Annotated in this window: 10 protein-coding genes and 1 pseudogene; 5 read left to right on the top strand and 6 right to left on the bottom strand. The window is 48.8% G+C overall.

What is annotated here, in order from left to right; genetic code table 11:
- Window positions 1–44 precede the first annotated feature (44 nt).
- Window positions 45–434: pseudogene (locus Pla144_RS25630) on the top strand (adenylate kinase family protein); the annotation flags it as partial.
- 153 nt (window positions 435–587) lie between these two features.
- The gene (locus tag Pla144_RS21830) at window positions 588–950 is read left to right on the top strand and encodes a hypothetical protein (protein ID WP_146452829.1); all 363 of its coding nucleotides are present in this window, start codon (window positions 588–590) and stop codon (window positions 948–950) included.
- Between the two features lie 195 nt (window positions 951–1,145).
- Here the strand turns inward: Pla144_RS21830 and Pla144_RS21835 are convergent, their stop codons facing one another.
- The 4 genes from Pla144_RS21835 to Pla144_RS21850 form a co-directional block, all read right to left on the bottom strand.
- Window positions 1,146–1,685 (bottom strand): integrase core domain-containing protein, encoded by a 540-nt coding sequence (locus Pla144_RS21835; protein ID WP_146452830.1) that lies wholly within the window; start codon window positions 1,683–1,685, stop codon window positions 1,146–1,148.
- 56 nt (window positions 1,686–1,741) lie between these two features.
- Window positions 1,742–2,209, bottom strand: coding sequence for a helix-turn-helix domain-containing protein (locus Pla144_RS21840; RefSeq protein WP_146452831.1), 468 nt, complete (start codon window positions 2,207–2,209; stop codon window positions 1,742–1,744).
- Window positions 2,210–2,799: 590 nt separating this feature from the next.
- Window positions 2,800–3,567, bottom strand: a complete 768-nt coding sequence (locus Pla144_RS21845; protein ID WP_146452832.1) for a GntR family transcriptional regulator — start codon at window positions 3,565–3,567, stop codon at window positions 2,800–2,802.
- Window positions 3,568–3,586: 19 nt separating this feature from the next.
- Window positions 3,587–6,322, bottom strand: a complete 2,736-nt coding sequence (locus Pla144_RS21850) for a hypothetical protein (RefSeq protein WP_146452833.1) — start codon at window positions 6,320–6,322, stop codon at window positions 3,587–3,589.
- Window positions 6,323–6,583: 261 nt separating this feature from the next.
- On the opposite strand from Pla144_RS21850, the gene Pla144_RS21855 reads away from it, so the two are divergent.
- The 3 genes from Pla144_RS21855 to Pla144_RS21865 all read left to right on the top strand — a co-directional run bounded on the left by Pla144_RS21855 (window position 6,584) and on the right by Pla144_RS21865 (window position 12,118).
- Window positions 6,584–9,847 (top strand): glycosyl hydrolase 2 galactose-binding domain-containing protein, encoded by a 3,264-nt coding sequence (locus tag Pla144_RS21855; protein WP_146452834.1) that lies wholly within the window; start codon window positions 6,584–6,586, stop codon window positions 9,845–9,847.
- A 99-nt stretch (window positions 9,848–9,946) separates the two neighbouring features.
- Window positions 9,947–11,266: a hypothetical protein gene (locus tag Pla144_RS21860; RefSeq protein WP_197530923.1), complete on the top strand. Its 1,320-nt coding sequence runs from the start codon at window positions 9,947–9,949 to the stop codon at window positions 11,264–11,266.
- A gap of 51 nt (window positions 11,267–11,317) precedes the next feature.
- Entirely contained in the window at window positions 11,318–12,118 is an 801-nt protein-coding gene (locus tag Pla144_RS21865) for a ThuA domain-containing protein (RefSeq protein ID WP_146452835.1), read from the top strand.
- 27 nt (window positions 12,119–12,145) lie between these two features.
- Here Pla144_RS21865 and Pla144_RS21870 read toward each other — a convergent pair whose 3' ends face one another.
- Entirely contained in the window at window positions 12,146–13,021 is an 876-nt protein-coding gene (locus Pla144_RS21870) for a sugar phosphate isomerase/epimerase family protein (RefSeq protein ID WP_197530924.1), read from the bottom strand.
- Window positions 13,018–17,445, bottom strand: coding sequence for a DUF6797 domain-containing protein (locus Pla144_RS21875; protein WP_197530925.1), 4,428 nt, complete (start codon window positions 17,443–17,445; stop codon window positions 13,018–13,020). The genes Pla144_RS21870 and Pla144_RS21875 overlap by 4 nt, the downstream gene beginning before the upstream one ends.
- Between the last annotated feature and the right edge of the window lie 4 nt (window positions 17,446–17,449).

Raw genomic sequence — 17,449 nt, forward strand, 5'->3', positions numbered from 1 at the left:
GAGTAGGACGGCCTGACGGCCGCACCTAGAAACGTGATTGCCAAAAAGGGTTCGTCTTGGATGGATTTCCCAGAACACTCCCTCAAGCCGAAAACTTGGAACGCTTCCTCGAACAAAGAGACACTGCCCTGGATTGTTGCCTCTCTTTTTCAATTGACTCTGAAGAAGTGGTGAAGCGAATCTTTCACAGACGCCAACGTGAACTCCGCACGGACGACACCGAAGAGATCGTTCGAGAACGATTGAGACATTTCGATGGCTTCACTGCGCCTCTCTTGGAATACTATCGAGAGAAAGGCAAACTCCTGGAAGTCTCTAGCATGGGCACAGTCGAAGAAGTTACGGCCGAGATAGCGAACTTGCTAGCAAGTCTCCAGCAGCGGTCTTGTACTAATCCGGAGCCAAGTCGTTCTCCAACATTTTCAAGATGCTAAGGATTCTTACTGGAGCTATGAATATGCCTCTCTCTCGCATCATTCCTCTCACTGCCGTTTTATGATAAAAAACCCCTCGATGAGAAACTCTCTCGCATCTTAGAAGACCGATCCTGCAAGGATTTTATTCTGGCGGATGCCAAGGATGCGGATATGGCATTTGGAATCGCCGCGCCTGGCCGTCGTCGCAATCCTTCGAATGGCGAGACGGAATATCGTCCACTTGCGGAATTCCACGGAACGATCTGTGAGATCGTTGACCAGGGACTCGTCGATATCATGCTGATGAGCGTCAATACGAGCGCTCGTTTGAGCATCGAAAAACGCATCTTCGAGAAGAGTCTTGTCACACCGGCCATCCGAGCCAACGATACGACCGATATCTGGCTGGCAGGGGGAGTGGGAGCGTACGGATCGCAACCATCGCTCCCGTTCCGTTCAGCGACGATCGATCAGGCGATGTGCGGCCATGTGAATTGTGCCCCCGAAGAGCGACGAACAGGTGCTGACCCGTAGGATGTAAAAAGTCGCGTCACTAGAAAAGTGAAAGAGTAACAGGAGATACATCACAAATTGAGCCCACACAATTGTCACCTTGAGAGAACGATGGTTGCCTTCAACCAACCAACACGAATGAATTCTGACCAACCGCGCAGCCACGAATGGCGATCAACAGGTAATCGACATTTGCCTTGTGAAGAGAGCACCTTCTCAAGCAGCGACACGTTCATAGTGTCGTAACAAGCCACCAAGTGTTTCATGACAGCCAATCTTTTCACCTGCAGTGAGAGGATTGTCGATCTCAGGCCATACCCCGGTGAGAGGCCGGTTGTCCAAGGCATGGTGAGGGCGAACTTCGTTGTAGTACTCAAGGTAAGAAGAGACGAGGTAGTCGAGGTGCTTCTTACCGAAGACCGAGAAATAGTTCAAAGTCTCGAATTTTATCGACTTCATCCATCGCTCGATAAAAGCGTTTTGATTGGGCGCCTGCGGAGCGGTTTGCATCACTCGGCAGCCAATATCTTGGAAAACCTGATCGAATTCTTGAACGTACATGCCATCACGATCTCGAACGAGATACTCCATCCTCAGATCAGCTTCTCGGACCTGCTCGATGAACGCGTGAGCTTGGCTAACCAACCACTTGGCGTCCTGTTTGAAACTACAGGGCGAAGAGATCACTCGTCGACTATCAACATGGATGAATGCTAAGACAAATGCCTGCCGCAGGCCAGTTGGTGTCCAAATCATTTTGCTAAGAAAACGGCTTGCCAAAGCGTATCGACGTGGAAGTTGAGGAACTCATCCTAGGTACCACTACCCCGTTGGGGACTCGGATTGATTCCCTCTTCCTGGAGGATTTTCTTAATGGTCGATCGAGAAACCGAGTGCATTCGCAGCTTCTTCAATTCTCCCAAAATCCGACGATATCCCCAACCAGTCTCGCGGGCCAGCCGTATCACTATCTCACGGACGGATACAGACTTTCGTGGCCTCCCCAACTTTTTCGCAGGTTTACCGGAGTGTTTCTCCCGTACCCATCTCTGAAAAGTTCTCGGATGAACAATCGAAATGAGCTTGTTGGCTCCAGGACTAATGGCAGTCCCCAGTTTCAGCAGCCGTTCTTTCTCCACGCGCTTGAGAAAGATCCGTTGTTTAGGAACACGCTTGCGGAGCATCTCATTCTCTGCTTTCAGGAATTCGATCTGCCTGTGCAATTCATTTTCTGTACACCTTGCCAGATAGAAGAGAAAAGGCGAAAACCAGCCAGTCATGGAAAAACTCTTGGTTGCTCAAACAGTAATTGGAAAGTGACAATCTACTTGCACCACTGGATTGGCGGCAATCTAAATATCTGTTAGGTTCGACGAGATGACAAATTGTAGTCGAAAACTGGGGGCAAATTGGGGGCAATATTGCCAATGTAAGCCCAAACGCATTACAATGTACTTGCAACGTTAAAACGAGTCCAACTTCTGCGAGAGCAACCACTTCCAACGCAAACTTAGCATGTTTCCAATTTGCTTCCCACAACTTGAAATCGGATTCAAAATCCAGTGACCGCAAGGCCGAGAAGAAATGGAGACGACTACGCAGCTACGAGAAGATCACACTCGTCATCGAAGGACGGTCCTTCAAAGACGGAATCATGCAGGAATCTGCCGCTTAGAAAATTCCTCAAAACACAACAATTGACAGTTGCTCCCGGACCACCGGAAGGAACCAAAAACAAGACCAAAACGATCAAAGGATAAGCCTAAGGCTTTTTCGACCAAGAATTCTTCATACACAAAATCCTTGCTATCCACAACTCTAAGTACGCTTCAGGCAGATGAACCGTATTTATGCGCTCTAGCAATTTGAGTTAACGCCTCAATTGGATTGAAAAGCGATATTGATCTGGTCTATAAACTGCTCTAACTGATTCCAGGGGAGATGAATCGCGGGCATAGGAAAGCCTGTTCATGACCAGCACTTCTTTGTCGCTCTTCAGGTTTAGAAGTTTCGCTTCTGCTTTGGAAGCAGAGCCAGTGTATATTTCTTCTTCTGCCCACTCAATTTGAATTTGATACTTGCCTTCCAATAGGGCGTAGAGAGAATTTTCAAAATCGTCATTTGGGTCGATCCCATAGCTCGTAGGTATTTCAGATTGCAACAAGACAACAGGGAAAAACTCATTGGTTCCTCGCAATCTGCGTATGAAGAGGGTTTCTTCTCCTTCCTTAAGTTGAAGCCTTTGTCGGACAGCTTCGTCAGGAATATGTGTTCCAACTTCCAGGACTTGTGTTTCAACACTCAATCCTTGCTCTTCCATCTCTTCTGTATAGCTTTTCAAACGCCCTAGATCTTCGGTAATATGATGTCGGATCACTGTGGTTCCAACGGCCCGTTTTCGTTCGATTACCCCCTTGCTTGCAAGATTATCGAGAGACTTCTTCACTGTGGCGCGACTGACATTGAATATTTCTATAATGTCCTTTTCGGGGGGGAGCATTCTCCCTGAAGCCTTTTGCTTCACTATCCGGTCAAGAATAATCATCTCCAACTGATGATACAGGGGTACAGGCGAACGTTCGTCGAGAAATAGACGTTCTGTAGGCTTGAACAGTAGATTGTTTCTTGGATTCGCCACTTAATCGATGTCTCCAGTCTTAGGGTGCGTCCGATGCAGCTTTCGGGACCATCGCCTCTAGCTTAACTAATATATCATGGCACTGCTTGTTTGCTAATAACACTTCTCCAGAACGAAACTTCATAGAAGCATCACTTAATTGGGCATTTATATCGTTCAGATTGGCATTCAGTCCTTGATCTCTTACTACATTCTGAATTTTGGCATAGACAGTTGCTAGTAAATTGCGAGCTTCAGTGTCTTTGAAACAATCTTTTCCGTCGTCTCCTACAGCTTCAACAGTAATTCGTTGCGGATTGGAAGAAGATAAATCAATGTCTATTCCTGCTTCAAGTTTGGCAGCTGAGTATTCCTGCTCTCCGATAAGTCCGTCGATCGTACTTCTCTTAAGGTTGTATTGCCCAGGGGTAATTCGACGGAAGTGAATTTTGACCTTTCGGTCTTGGCGAGTGGGATTGTAAATGAGGAATTCTTGGATTTTTCCCTGAATCGATTGATGAAACCCTTCGATGCAATTCAAGTTCAAGACGAGGACTTCGGAATCATCTATATCTGCAAATGCTTCAAACAATAAATGATTCCAGAACGCTGCACCAGCCATATAGATGGATCGTCCCATGAGTCCATAGTTTCCATGTTCGAGCATATAAAAATCTTCCACTGGCAAGAACTTTGCTGGACTTTCACAAAAACGAGCACAAGGCAAGAGAAACTCGTCACAAAGAACGGGAAAATAAGAAAAGCCCGTTGTTCGGTAAATATTCAAGAGTTTGAGGATCAATTCATCTGGTTCACAAGATAAGCGTAGATATTCAGTAAGGGCAAGATACGCCTCACTTGTTTCCCAAGGTGAGCCTGTGTGCGCACCTCCATGATTGCGAAACAATGCCAGATTTTGGAGGGCAATGTCTCTTGGGTTTGATTGAAGCTTGCTCTCGTACCAGTAGGTCATTCGTAACAGAACATTACGGAAATCCCTGGCCCATTTTTCAAACCGCGGATCACCGGTCGCGTTAAAAACATATAGGGAAGCGGGCGCTCCCCAAGAGTTCCCGAATATCTCAGTGACTGGAAAGTCCGCTGGATCGTCATAGGTGATATCATACCTCTCGTTATTAACAGTAAACTGCATACTGGTGAATAGAGTTTCCACACCGGCCTTGGCCTCTTGCAAGTATATATCATCGCCTGTGATTTCATGGGCGCGACACATGATCCATGCATAGGTCCCCAACTGCCAAGGCTCTTTCACCATTCCAAGTTCTGGTAAGTCTTTTTGATCTGTGGCGGTTCGCTGTTTAGGATCAAACCACTGCGGGAAGACATAATCCTCGTGATGGGCAAGTTCGATCAAAGCTGGAAGACTCATTAGACAACTGCCTCCAACTGCCGGATCAAAATCTGCGGAGGGAGTCATGCGATGGACTCGCAGCATTTCAAGGTGAAACATGAAGTTCTGCCAACACATACCCCATGGTCCTACACGATTTGCTCGGCGGACGCCGTGACGAATCATCTGAGTCTCAGGGTCGAAAAATAGAGGCAATGCCTGTGCTTTGTTGAGTACTAGATCCTGTTGCTCTCGATTCGGATGGAGTTGCAACCATCCGATCCAGCCGGACAAATAGTTATTGCAAGTGGAAAAATCCCAAGCCGTAGTTGTTCCTTGTATGTTGAGGCTTTCGATACAAGCGGAATTCACCGCGTATGCCGGGCTAACTGGCATTGATTTAACGGGGGAGTCATCTAATAAAGATGAATTGCTTGTGTTTTGTACCTCTTGGAGATCATATTCTCCCCAACAAATAGTGTGGTTTGAGAGATCACGTGCTACTCCTGATGCAAGGTCTTTCCAATTCGCCGGTCCATCTGTAGCCGGAGCTTTTGGTTGCTTTGCACGGTCTGGATGGAGTGGTGTGCATATGGAGATAAGTCGATCCAGGGCCTCTAGGCGATCCAAAGGCATTTCACTAGGGTTGGCATAGAGGTAGAAACTCAACTCCAGGTCACCCGGTTCCAGGCTTGGATAATTGTGTTTGATTGGCTTGAAGCCAAGGCTGAAAGATTTTTCTCCTAGGACCGTTTGTACGCGGTAATCCAGAAATCTAAAAAAGCCACTTGATACGGGCCATTGGATGGAACCGCCATCTAGAAATATTGCGGTCCCAATGCCGTCCATCCAGAGGTAGGCTGCTGGGAAAGTGTTGCCCCCACCTAGTTCTGGATCGCCTTGGTAGATGTTGCCCGGCCCTTGGCTAAGCTCAATCCACGTATCTGGCCGAGCGGGCGTCGTAAATAAAAATGCGGGCTCTAGACCTTGTAGTTGTATCGGCTTTTTGAAATGGCAGACCAAATCAAAACGGACAGGCTCGATACCTGTTTTTGCTTCGATTCTAAGAGTCCAATCATAGTCCGCTGTTGATTGATGACCACCAATTAGTACGGATTTGCAATCGGGTTTATCTTGTTCAATACGTACCCAAGTAGGTGAGAGATTAAAGTTTACCCCTTGTATGAGGGACTTTGTCCCGTCAAACACAACCTTTCTTATGTCACCTTGCTGTACCAGCACCATGAGTCGATGCTCTAGATCGTCGGTCGCTTCCAGACGTAATACCTGGGATCCATGCTGAAGCTCAACAATACTCTCCTCAGACAGTAGGCTGGGTTGTTGAGCCAAGCTAGCCTGAAAGGTCAAACTTGCAATCCCTAGGAAAAGAGTCAACACACGATATTCGATTGCTGAATTTACCATTCTTCCTCCTCTATTCTAATAGCACTGTCTTGAGTTACGGTCCTATCACTCTGAATTAAACCTAAGAGGAATCACTATTCTAGCAGTATACTCCAAAAAACACCTTAGTAAATGACTATGCAATGACAGTACAATAGATTAAAGTTACATACTGATATTATTGTGTTCTACTGTGTATCTCTTAGCTCTAGAGAGCTCTTCTCAAGTCCGAGCAACGAGATTTCCACCTTTGCATATCGTTTATCACTAGGAGAATATCCGATGCATACGAAACTTATCCCCCTTCGTCGGAGCTATTTTGCCCCTCTCTCTCTGGCTTATGCCCTCCTCATGCTCCCCCTGACGATAACGCCTACGGGTGCAGCATCACCTATTGGTAAGCTTGAGCAAGGGCGATTTGGAAATGCAACTCGGCCGCGAATGATGACACAGACCGTGGAGGAGCATGAGGCTTATAAGGTGCCACCACTTACAATTGAGCTATGGGCGAAGGTTGATGACAAGAGTAACTATAATATCTTGATAGCCAATGAAATGAAAGAATCGGCTACTCATTGGGAACTCTACACGGCAGCAGGAACGGGGAAACTATGCGCTCTACTCTCAGGTTACACACCGCACGATCTTCGTTCTGATCATGTTGTCACTGATGGTAATTGGCATTATGTGGTCATGACGTTTGATGGACATGAGGTAGTACTGTTTGTTGACGCAAAATTAGTACTCCAGCAGTCTGTGATTCGCAATGATCGGAAAGAGATCATCCCTGGTGCGCTGATGATTGGTCACGCCATCGCGCGGGATCATAGTCTTGGTTGCAATGGCCGAATCGATGAAGTGCGTCTTTCCTCTGTGTTACGAGACATTTCTACTGTGCCCACCAAACCATTTGAGGCAGATAATGACACGATAGGGTTGTGGCACTTTGACGAGTTGGATAAGGATTCGTTGGCGTTAGATTACTCAAGTTTCGATAATCCCATTATGAATCCTCCGGAGTTTAAGAGTCTCGATGAGCGAGATGCCTTCGAGTTTCAGCCCGGCCCATCTCCTTGGGATTCGGAAGCAGAGAACTTGGATTTGCTTCCTGGCTCAGTCGATATTCCTCATGGGGCACCCGTGATGTCGCTCGATGGTGAATGGGAGATGGCTGAAGGAGGAAACTCTGAACAGAGACTCAATGGAGCCTGGAAAGATTCGATACCAGTAGAGGTACCAGGGAGTGTACATGGTGGCTTGCTAAAAGCCAATAAGATTCCGGATCCGTACACACGGAAAAATGAACCTATCGCACGGAAACAAAGCCATAAGACATGGTGGTTCAAGCGAACATTTGATCGACCTCCGGGAAAAGGTTCCGCAGAGCTGCATTTCGCTGGCGTGGGGATCAAGTGTACCGTTTGGCTCAATGGGCGTGAACTTGGTTCGCACGAGGGGATGTTTGGAGGCCCAGACTTTGACATCACAAACTTGCTTGAGGATGAGAACTCGCTCATCGTGCGAATCGATCCAGCGCCACACTTACCAGGCCCAGGACCACTCAATTCGTTTTTTGAAAACATGAATGTTGGCTGGGCACAGACGGTCACTTTCAACAATGTGTGGGGTTGGCATTACTGTAGTATCCCTTCTCTAGGAATCTGGCAACCCGTTCGGATCGTTCGGCAACCGAGAGTAAGAATGACGACTCCCTTTGTCAGAACGGTTGATGCCAGTGAAGGAACCATAGAAATCTCAGCAGATTTTAAGGGTCCAGAGGCTGGATGGTCTGGAAAGCTCCAAGGCTGCATCCGGCCTGAGAATTTCTCAGGAGAATCTTATTACTTTGAGTACGACTTTTCTTCCGTGAAGTCAGACGAGTCCTTTCATGCAGGCTTGAAAATTCCCAATCCGCATTTGTGGTGGCCCGTCGATTTGGGCAAAGCGAATCTATACCGCTTGGAAATCACGTTTGTACCCAAAGGCCCAGACCCGGAGATTGACTCTGATTCGATTGTGTTCGGAATCCGCACGATAGAGATGGGGCCAGCTAATGGTGAGGCCAACAAAGATCATTACAATTGGACATTCATCATTAATGGTCGTCCTACGTTTGTGAAAGGTACAGGCTGGTGTACTATGGATCCACTTTTGGACTTCTCGCGCGCCCGCTACGAGCGTTTGATTAGTCTGGCGCAGGACCAGCATGTCCAGATGCTCCGGGCTTGGGGAAGTGGTATGCCCGAAACGGATGCCTTTTATGATTTGTGTGATCGCTATGGAATCATGGTCATGCAGGAATGGCCCACAGCCTGGAATAGCCACAACTCACAGCCGTATGATGTACTCGAAGATACGGTAGCACGGAACACTTTACGCTTGCGAAATCACCCCTCGCTTGCCATGTGGGGTGGCGGAAACGAATCCGACAAGCCCTTTGGGAAGGCCATTGATATGATGGGACGTTATGCCCATGAACTCGACGGAACGCGCCCTTTTCATCGGGGAGAACCTTGGGGAGGAAGTGCGCACGATTACACCAGCGATTGGGGTGCCAAACCCATGGATCACAATCTGACTTATAAGCAAATGTTCATTGGCGAATTCGGCATGAATAGTGTACCCAACTATGATTCCGTTATGCGATACCTCCCTGAGGAGGAACAGAAAGCATGGCCTCCTACGCCAGATGGCACTTTTGCTTTACATACGCCCGTTTTCAACACTAAGGGGGGCCTAGAACGATTGCAGCAGTTCTCACAATACTTCGTCGATGGCGATACGATGGAGGAATTCATCTTCGGGTCCCAGCTTGCCCAAGCGACCGTATTGAGGAGCACGATAGAGCTAAACAGAGCAAACTGGCCCGAATCAACTGGGGTACTTCACTATAAGTTGAACGACAATTATCCGGCTGCCTCATGGGCTACGGTGGATTGGTATGGTGCCCCAAAGATTGCCTATTACATTGTGCAGGATGCAATGGCTCCCTTGATGGCAACTGTTAGTTTGCCAAGTTTTCAAACGAAGGGGAAGGCCATCGAGATGCCGGTCTACGTCGTCGACGACGTAGAAGAACTAGCAGGGACAACGTGGCAAGTTCTGGTTCGTGCCTATGACCAACGACTGCAGATAATTAAAGAGCAAGAATATAGCGGACAACAGGCTGACGAACGAGTTGTATCCGTAGGCAAGTTTACTCTTCAAGCAGAACAAACGGACACTTCGCCCTTGTTGTTCGTAGTCGAGTTGATCAAGGATGGAACTCTTGCCCATCGAAACTACTATTGGTCTCAATTTGAAGCAGAACCGGATAGTATGTTGAAACTCGCCCCGACTAGGCTGGAGATGAAAGTTGCAGGAAATGTAGCTACGGTCACAAATTCAGGCGATGTCCCAGCCATCGGAGCCCATGTATTGCACCCAGGGCACCTGGATACTTTCACGGTAAGCGATAATTATTTTTGGCTGGAAGCTGGTGAGTCCAAGGAGATCGTCGTGAGTAATCCAGAGGATCTAACCGTAGGGGCCTGGAACGCTCGCTAGTATCTTGCCAGTTCGATCGAAATACTTCGAATTGGAACGTGCTTGAGGGGGAATCGAACCCATGTTGACAATTCGCACGCTGTACTGGAAGTAATAGAGATGAAAGCCCGAGTTGTACCACTGTACTTCGATCCTGGTCGAGACGAAAATTTTGACTCGCAATTAACCGCCATCGGCAGGCTGTTTGGGGAGCAAGTAGATTTGCTTGAACCAGTGTCATTAGGGACAGCGCTGCCCGAGGCAGAAGCTGTCATCTTTCCGCAAATACTTGGTCAAGCATTCCAGCAGCTTGCCGCTTTCAAGTCGATCACACTACCAATTCTTATCGTTACGAGTGAATTTGGCACTTTGGCGATGTGGGATTGGGAGATTGTCGAGTACCTCAGATCCAATGGTGTCCAATCTATTGCTCCTTATAGCCAGCAGCAAACAGAGCAAGTGTTGAAGGCTCTAGGAGTCAAGCGTGCGTTACGGGAAACCAAGTTTTTGGTTTTTCAGGATGATCCAGGTGAGGGACAGCAGGCGAGTATCTTTAAGCGATTTTATTGGTGGGAAGAAGAATGTACTCAGCGATTGATGTCAAAATTTGGCATTGAGATCGTAAAGCGTAGCTTCCGCGAACTTGGGGCAGAGGCCAAAGCGATTTCTAACGACGAGGCCAATGAAGTGGGCCGGCAGTTCACTGTTCCTCATCTCGATCTTGGTGAACAAGGTTACCGCAGTGCAGTGAAGCTATACATGGCACTGAAGCGACGATTGGTGGAAGACAACGCATTTGGTGCCGCTGGAATTAACTGCCTAAACGAGTCTCATTTTTCTGATACGACTCCTTGCCTCGCTTGGAATCTACTCTATCAAGAGACGGGACTTATCTGGGGATGTGAGGCCGATACCATGTCAATGGTCACCAAATATCTGCTGCACAAGTCTCTCGATGCGCCTATCTTGATGACCAATCTCTATCCATTTCTGCTTGGCGATGCAGCCCTGAAGCACGAACGGATCGATGCTTTTCCAGAAGTGGATTCCGAGCCAGAGAACCATGTCTTGGTAGCCCACTGTGGTTACATGGGAGTTATTCCCCAGTCGTTTGCTACGGAGTGGAAGCTGGATAAGAAGGTACTTGCTATTGTGGACGACAACGCTTCGGCTATTGATGCGAGGATTCCCACTGGAGATGTTACTCTCGCCAAGCTCCATCCCTTGATGGACAAGCTGACCGTGTCAGAAGGACAATTGAAAGGATATGCTCAATTCCCCGGTTCTGACTGTTTAAATGGTGGCGTGATCAAAGTGAATGATGGACGCCGGCTCATGGATTCAGTTGCATCACATCACTACTTGTTGCTGGTCGGCAATCACATCGAAAATATTCGCCTTATTGCAAAGGTCTTTGATTTGGAACTTCTAAACATCTAGGGCTTGTGTACGTTAGCTATTTATTCATTTTACCAGAAAGAAAAGAAAATCATGATACAGAAACGGGTGGCTATCTTTTGCGTCTGTTCTATGCTCGTAATTTCCATTGCCCATGCACAAACCAAGGTGTTGCTCGTTGGTCAAGAGCCCGATCATCCCTATGGCACACATATGTATATGCACACGAATGAGGTGCTAGCAAAGTGCCTGGCACTCAATGGAAAGATAGAGAGCGTTGTTTCAGACTCGTGGCCCAAGAATGAGAAGATGTTAGAACGCGTCGATGCGATAGTTGTCTATTCCAGCCCGGCAGCCGAGCTGCTGCTAGACGGTCCGCAGCGCAACCAAGTTGACGTTCTTATCAATGCGGGTGTCGGTCTGGTGACTATCCATTGGGCCTCGTCCGTGAAGCAGGAGGATTTTGATCGGCTCGGTCCGAAGTGGCTCAGCTACCTGGGTGGGACATGGATTAGCAATGTGGGCCTAGAATTGGGGGAGTCTGCCCTGGTGCAACTCCAGCCGGATCATCCAATATCTCGCGGTTGGAAGGAGTACTGGATTCACGACGAGTTTTATCTGAATCCCACTATTACTGACGAGGCGACACCGCTATTGCAGGCTACTTCCAATGAGAAACCAGTCGTTGTCGGCTGGGCGTACGATCGCCCCGACGGTGGACGTTCGTTTGCAACGACGCTAGGTCACTTTTATGAAAACTTCCAAAGAGTTGATTTCCGCCGCATGATCGTCAACGCGATCTTGTGGAGTGCTCACGTAGAGATTCATCCATCTGGTGCCCGTGTGGATCTGAGCCAGGAAGACCTCGCTCTCCTTCCCGAACTGACCCCATAACGGCAGTTTATGTCGTAGTGACAGGTCCTATTCAATTTCGTTCTGCAATCGGGCCAGTCCGTCGAGATTCTCACGAAGGCTAACTTCCGAATCGGTATCTTCCCTGTGATCGAGTATCCCGATCGGACCGTCATAGCCGGTGTGCTGAACGATCTCAATCATTTCTTTCTCGAACTCTCCTTGACCAATTGGAAGTATCTTTGGATTAGCATCACGATTCATGCCATTGAGGTTCAGGCAGAGCAAGTACGACTTGAGCGAGGCAAATACATCAGCGAAATCGTCGATATGTTCATGCGCATGATGAAAGTTGTAAACGATGCCCACATGCTTGGCATCTGCGTGATCGCGGAGCCAACGACATACGGCCACCAAGTTCAGCGGTTCGCCGGCCCAACCTCCATGATTGTATAGTCCAAGCTGGCATCCCAATTGTCGGGCCTCGTTTACTTTGGGCATAAGCTGTTTGGCTGCTGCTTCCACTTTTTCTTCTTGGGTTCCTGTTTCAGGGTTTGGCATCATCACCCAGAATTGCGGGTGGATGCCATGCTTCTTGACAAGCTCTACCATCTCAGGATGCCAATCCCAAAAAGCGAAGAAATCAATGCCATGTTTCTTATACTCAAGTATTTCTTTCTCGAAAGTCGGGACGTGTTCTGCTCGCCAGTCGTAGGCAACACGATTGAGACCAAGTCGATTCAACATAGCGGCACGTTCCGCTGGACTACGGTGCTTCGCATCGAATGGCACGATACACCAAGCGACAAGATTCTCAGGTGAGAAATTGATAGATTTTTCGTTTTCTGCGGGTGATGCATTGCTAAAGCTGTGTATCAAACCTACTGCAAACAGAGTCACCACAAACCAAGTTAGTGTTCGTGAAAATCGTGAGATATCCATCATTCGCTCCTTAAAGTGTTGTAGTCTGTTCGATTGTACTCCTGAGAGTCTGCTGAATTTGCGTGTTTGTTGTAGTGTTGTAAGTAGTGCCAGACAGCGTGGAATTGTTTCTCGGCGTCCCCGTCATAGAAACGGATTGCGGCTGTGGTCCTCCCATCTCTTGCCAGTTGAGGCATCTTTGTCGAAAAATCGAAACGGGGAGGATTCAGCACAAACCGCATATAATAATCTTGATGCAGCCGCTCTCGGACGGTTGTGAAGTTGATTCCCGGCGCTAGCTTGGTGTGATCGTCGCCACGCGGATTGAGTTTGCCAATACCATGGCATTGGCGGCAATCGAGTGCTGTCTGGAGTGTTAGTTGTCGCCCTATTTCCGCCAGTTTGGCGTCGTAGTTCGGCTTTTTAGGTGATGTGGTAGGGATTCCATGTTGATGCGCAAAACCTTCTGCCAACACGTCGGCAAACTGTGGAACGCAAGGCATGCGAGTTCTCAACCAAGGTCGCAGGGAGCGATCACGTTGGCCAGCAAGAAACTTGGCGGTCCAAGGGGCCAGCAGTTTCTCACCCGTCCATGTCAGGCTAGGTATCGATTCGGGTGCTAGACCGCGACCTTCTTCTGCCATGATGATTCCCCGATTGCTTTGAAAACTATCACGATCGTGACAGGCGAGACAGTCATAACGCTTTATGAGCCGTTCAGATGTTTCAATCGAAGAATAGCGTGTTAGAGATTCTCGATCCTGCTGGAGAAAAACCCGCAAAGAATCTCGCTCATCACTAGTCAACACATAGACGGGTCCGTTATGCTCGGAATTCAATTCATGGTCGAGACACCCACGCGATGAAGGTCTACGCCGAATCTCAGGTGCTTTGGGAAATGGCGATAGTCGTGGGTCCTCTAGCTGGTGACAGGCTCCGCACCCTTTACTTGCAAAGATTTGTCGGCCTCGCGCAGCGTTTCCTCCGACAGGAAAGGAGTTTATCGTATCTGTCGTCGCGTCCTCTAGGAATGCAACAAGCGCTGCAACCTCTTCATCGCTGAGTTGGAAGTCTGGCATCCGGCTAGACACATAATGTTGGTGCGGCTTCTTGAGGAACGATGCCAAGGCTCCTTTTCGATATTTTTGTTGTACTGAGGCCAATGACATCCGAGCGAATTCTTCTGGCTCATCGTCCGTAGTTAGGCAGTGGCAAATAAGACACCCCAAATCTGTAAACACGATTTCCCCAGCTTCAATGAGCGAATCCGCATTCAACTTAGCTTCAAAGGAATTGAGCTCGATTTCATCGCTTGAGGTCTTAGATGCCAGATAGGTGGCTACGTCCAGCGCCTGTTGCCGATCCGTTCTACTTGTTCCAAACATTCGCGGCATCCTGGCATTGGATTGCTGGCTGGCAGGGTCTAACAGCCAACGAGCGATCCACTCAGGCCGTAGGCGGTCGCCGATGGTTGTCAGATTCGGCGCATCGATCGCAAGCTCGGGCATTGAATGATCCCCAACCTTGGTACTGTATGTCTTGGAATGGCAACGGAAGCACCTCAACTCCGCAAACAAAGTTCTCCCGGCACGTAGCTGCTGACTTGCCACGAGTGCCTTGTCCTGCGAGGGATGCAGAAGAGAGTCGGGGGGGACAAGTTCCCTTGCAAAGTCGTCGCTCGACCAGAGAAGCCGAACAGATGCGTCTCCTGAATTTGGGGCGTCATATTCTAATTTCAAATGGTTATAGCCACCCTTCAATGCCACTGCCTGAGGCGAAGTCTTCGAGAGGTCCACTCCCTCGGCGGATAGGGCCTCCTTATGATTGAGACTAATTCTAGCGGAGCCTTGTCCGACGAGTGAAAAATGATAGACACCGGGAAGCCGTACACGAAGATATCCTTCTGCAACCGCTTGAAACGGGCCAGGTTGCAGAAATGGAGTTACACACGCTCCCTCCGGAACGTACAAAGCGGCTCCGCGGTCACTTCGGGCATCGTGCCCATCTCGTTCACCATTGCTTTGGGCAAATCGCCACAATAAGCCTGGCTGGAGCTGTTTGATTTCATCGACGGCCAACTGGTTGGCGCGCACAGAACGAGTCAGATGTGCTGGATCAAGTCGAACATCTGGCACTGAGTTGATTGTATGATAATAGACATTGCGCAATGCTTGTCCATCAGTCCCGCGCAATGCATATCCCACGGAAAACTGCATTGCGGGTTGGACATCGGCTATCTCCAGAAAGACCGTCTGATCGTCTAGAAGGGATGCAGAGAGGATCTCTACTTCATCTCTTCCTTCAAAACGTGGATCCGAAACCTTATATTCGGGAGAGCCGTAATTCCCTGAATACTTGTAATTCCACTTTTGCAGTTGGTAGTTTCCCGGGTTCTCGGCTTCCTCTTTTTCCAATGAAATGGCAAAGGAAATTGCCAGGCCATTTGCTAGTGTTCTCACTCCATTTGGATAGGGAAAACTCTTTCCGGTATAGCGTACGCGCTGTAAGCAGCCGTCTTGGACGGCGGTACTTACCCACCCACGCAGCCCCGAGACATACAATTGTCCGTCATGAGGGCTGAAGCGGCCTCTCATGATGCCTGACTGAAACGAGAGCGGCAATGAGAGACTTCCTCCCTGAACATATTGTGCCGCAGAGGAAATAAAGACCGTCCCAAGTGTTACTTGATTGACATCGCCGAGGACTGGCCAGTTAGGCGGTACAGACCAGGTTCGCGGTTCAAGAAGCGTGAGGAGCAACCGACATTGGCCGTATGACATATTCAAAAGTTGTCCCTCGAGCGGTTGCCAAACATCGCCAGTGACCCAGACCTGTCCCCCGGTGGAATTGTCGATAAGCCGTGGAATCCAACAGAGCGGAGGGTCGTAGCCACGGGGGCGTTCGGGGGTTACCCGAGGCCCTCCGAAACCGTAGTAGCCACCCGGGGTAACTTCCACGATCGCTGATGCAGGTGTCCAAGTGCCTTCTTGAGGTGAAGCTATAGTGGTCCCATCTTCCGCAACTGCTAGTCCGTTCGGGTTGCGCAGCCCCGTGGCGATCGTTTCGTACTCTTTCCCATCCGGAGAAACACGATGAACACCTTTCTCACTAAGGTAGTAGAAATTTCCCTGGGCATCCGTTTGCAGACAGGTAGAAAAATCGTGCCCTTCCGGTGAAGTTTCACCGTCGTTGTTGAAGGATTCGTAGAAATCGGCCTCACCGTCCTTATTGAGGTCGATGAGGCGTGTAATCTGATCCCTACCAAGCACATAGACGAGATCGTCGACGATTCGCAATCCTAGGGGTTGAAACAAACCGGTAGCAAATCGTCGCCATTCAATTTTGTCAAGTGTGTCGTCTATGCCACTGACAATCCAAACATCTCCATGGACGGTGCAAATGGCCATTTTTCCGGGGGTAGAGAAGAAGTCATGGCCACCGACGAACAGGAGCGCCCCAAAACGGTTTTCAAATGGCAATTCGACTGAATCAATTACTAGGGGCTGATCACTTTCTCCTACTTCTCCTCGAGTCATAAGAGGTTCACCCCAGCGAAGTGGCCCCGGCTTTGTCAACGCAGATAAGTCAGACCTGTACTTCTTACCAGCAATCTTGATAGCTTCGGTCGTTTTGGGTGGACCTATCCAAATCTCGAATCGCAAAGGCTTGGCACTTGGCAGGATGCGAATTGAAGTCGGCTTGGAATCACTCTTGAGAACTTGATAGAACTGAGAATCTCCCTTCACGACAAGGGGAGTTCCAGAGTCAGCCACTATGACGGTTAATGATTCTGGATGTGGCGCTATCTCCATGAACCGAACAATGGAAGTCGAATCTTCCGCAGAGTGAGCCCAAAAGGAATCTAGTACTGGCACTGCATCGACGTCATAGCTGAGAACCACCCGCGAGCCGTGCAAGTATGAGCCACGATAATTTACTTCTGCATTTCCCCAACCAGTGCTAGGAGGTGATGTGAATAGAGTTTTCCCAGCTATTTTTGGTCGATTTACCAAACCGAACCGAATGGGATCATATTCGAGAAAGCCTCCCACCCAGCCACATCGAACTGTCATGCGTTCGAGGTCGAAACAGACTGCAGCATTCTGGCGATCTCCAAGGCGGATGGACAACGCTTTGCTAACAATAGTGGTTTTACCGTCTCCACCAGGTACATCAAGGGAGGAGGTCATCATAGGCCCCGTGTCCATCTGATTCCAGCGAGCGTCGTGACCGTCATTCTCTACCCAACGAAACCCCACGGAACCTTCTCCCCAGTGGTCTTCCACCTTTGATTTCTCTTGAGAATTCTGGGAATCATCGGCAATTGCAGGTTCAGCGGTTGATAGCGAAAGTAACAGCAACCACCAACCACCAAGAAACATCATCCCTAGCTTGTGCAGATTAGAATCTCGATTCATGTCGCCTATCGCGTCTATGCAGAGTCTCATTTCG

The organism is Bythopirellula polymerisocia (assembly GCF_007860015.1).
Classification (GTDB): Bacteria; Planctomycetota; Planctomycetia; order Pirellulales; family Lacipirellulaceae; genus Bythopirellula; species Bythopirellula polymerisocia.

Bases quoted from the DNA above. Each gene is read 5' to 3' on its own strand.
- Pla144_RS21830 (WP_146452829.1), top strand. From the start codon at position 588: ATGGCATTTGGAATCGCCGCGCCTGGCCGTCGTCGCAATCCTTCGAAT.
- Pla144_RS21835 (WP_146452830.1), bottom strand. From the start codon at position 1,685: ATGATTTGGACACCAACTGGCCTGCGGCAGGCATTTGTCTTAGCATTC.
- Pla144_RS21840 (WP_146452831.1), bottom strand. From the start codon at position 2,209: ATGACTGGCTGGTTTTCGCCTTTTCTCTTCTATCTGGCAAGGTGTACA.
- Pla144_RS21850 (WP_146452833.1), bottom strand. From the start codon at position 6,322: ATGGTAAATTCAGCAATCGAATATCGTGTGTTGACTCTTTTCCTAGGG.
- Pla144_RS21855 (WP_146452834.1), top strand. From the start codon at position 6,584: ATGCATACGAAACTTATCCCCCTTCGTCGGAGCTATTTTGCCCCTCTC.
- Pla144_RS21860 (WP_197530923.1), top strand. From the start codon at position 9,947: ATGAAAGCCCGAGTTGTACCACTGTACTTCGATCCTGGTCGAGACGAA.
- Pla144_RS21865 (WP_146452835.1), top strand. From the start codon at position 11,318: ATGATACAGAAACGGGTGGCTATCTTTTGCGTCTGTTCTATGCTCGTA.
- Pla144_RS21870 (WP_197530924.1), bottom strand. From the start codon at position 13,021: ATGATGGATATCTCACGATTTTCACGAACACTAACTTGGTTTGTGGTG.
- Pla144_RS21875 (WP_197530925.1), bottom strand. From the start codon at position 17,445: ATGAGACTCTGCATAGACGCGATAGGCGACATGAATCGAGATTCTAAT.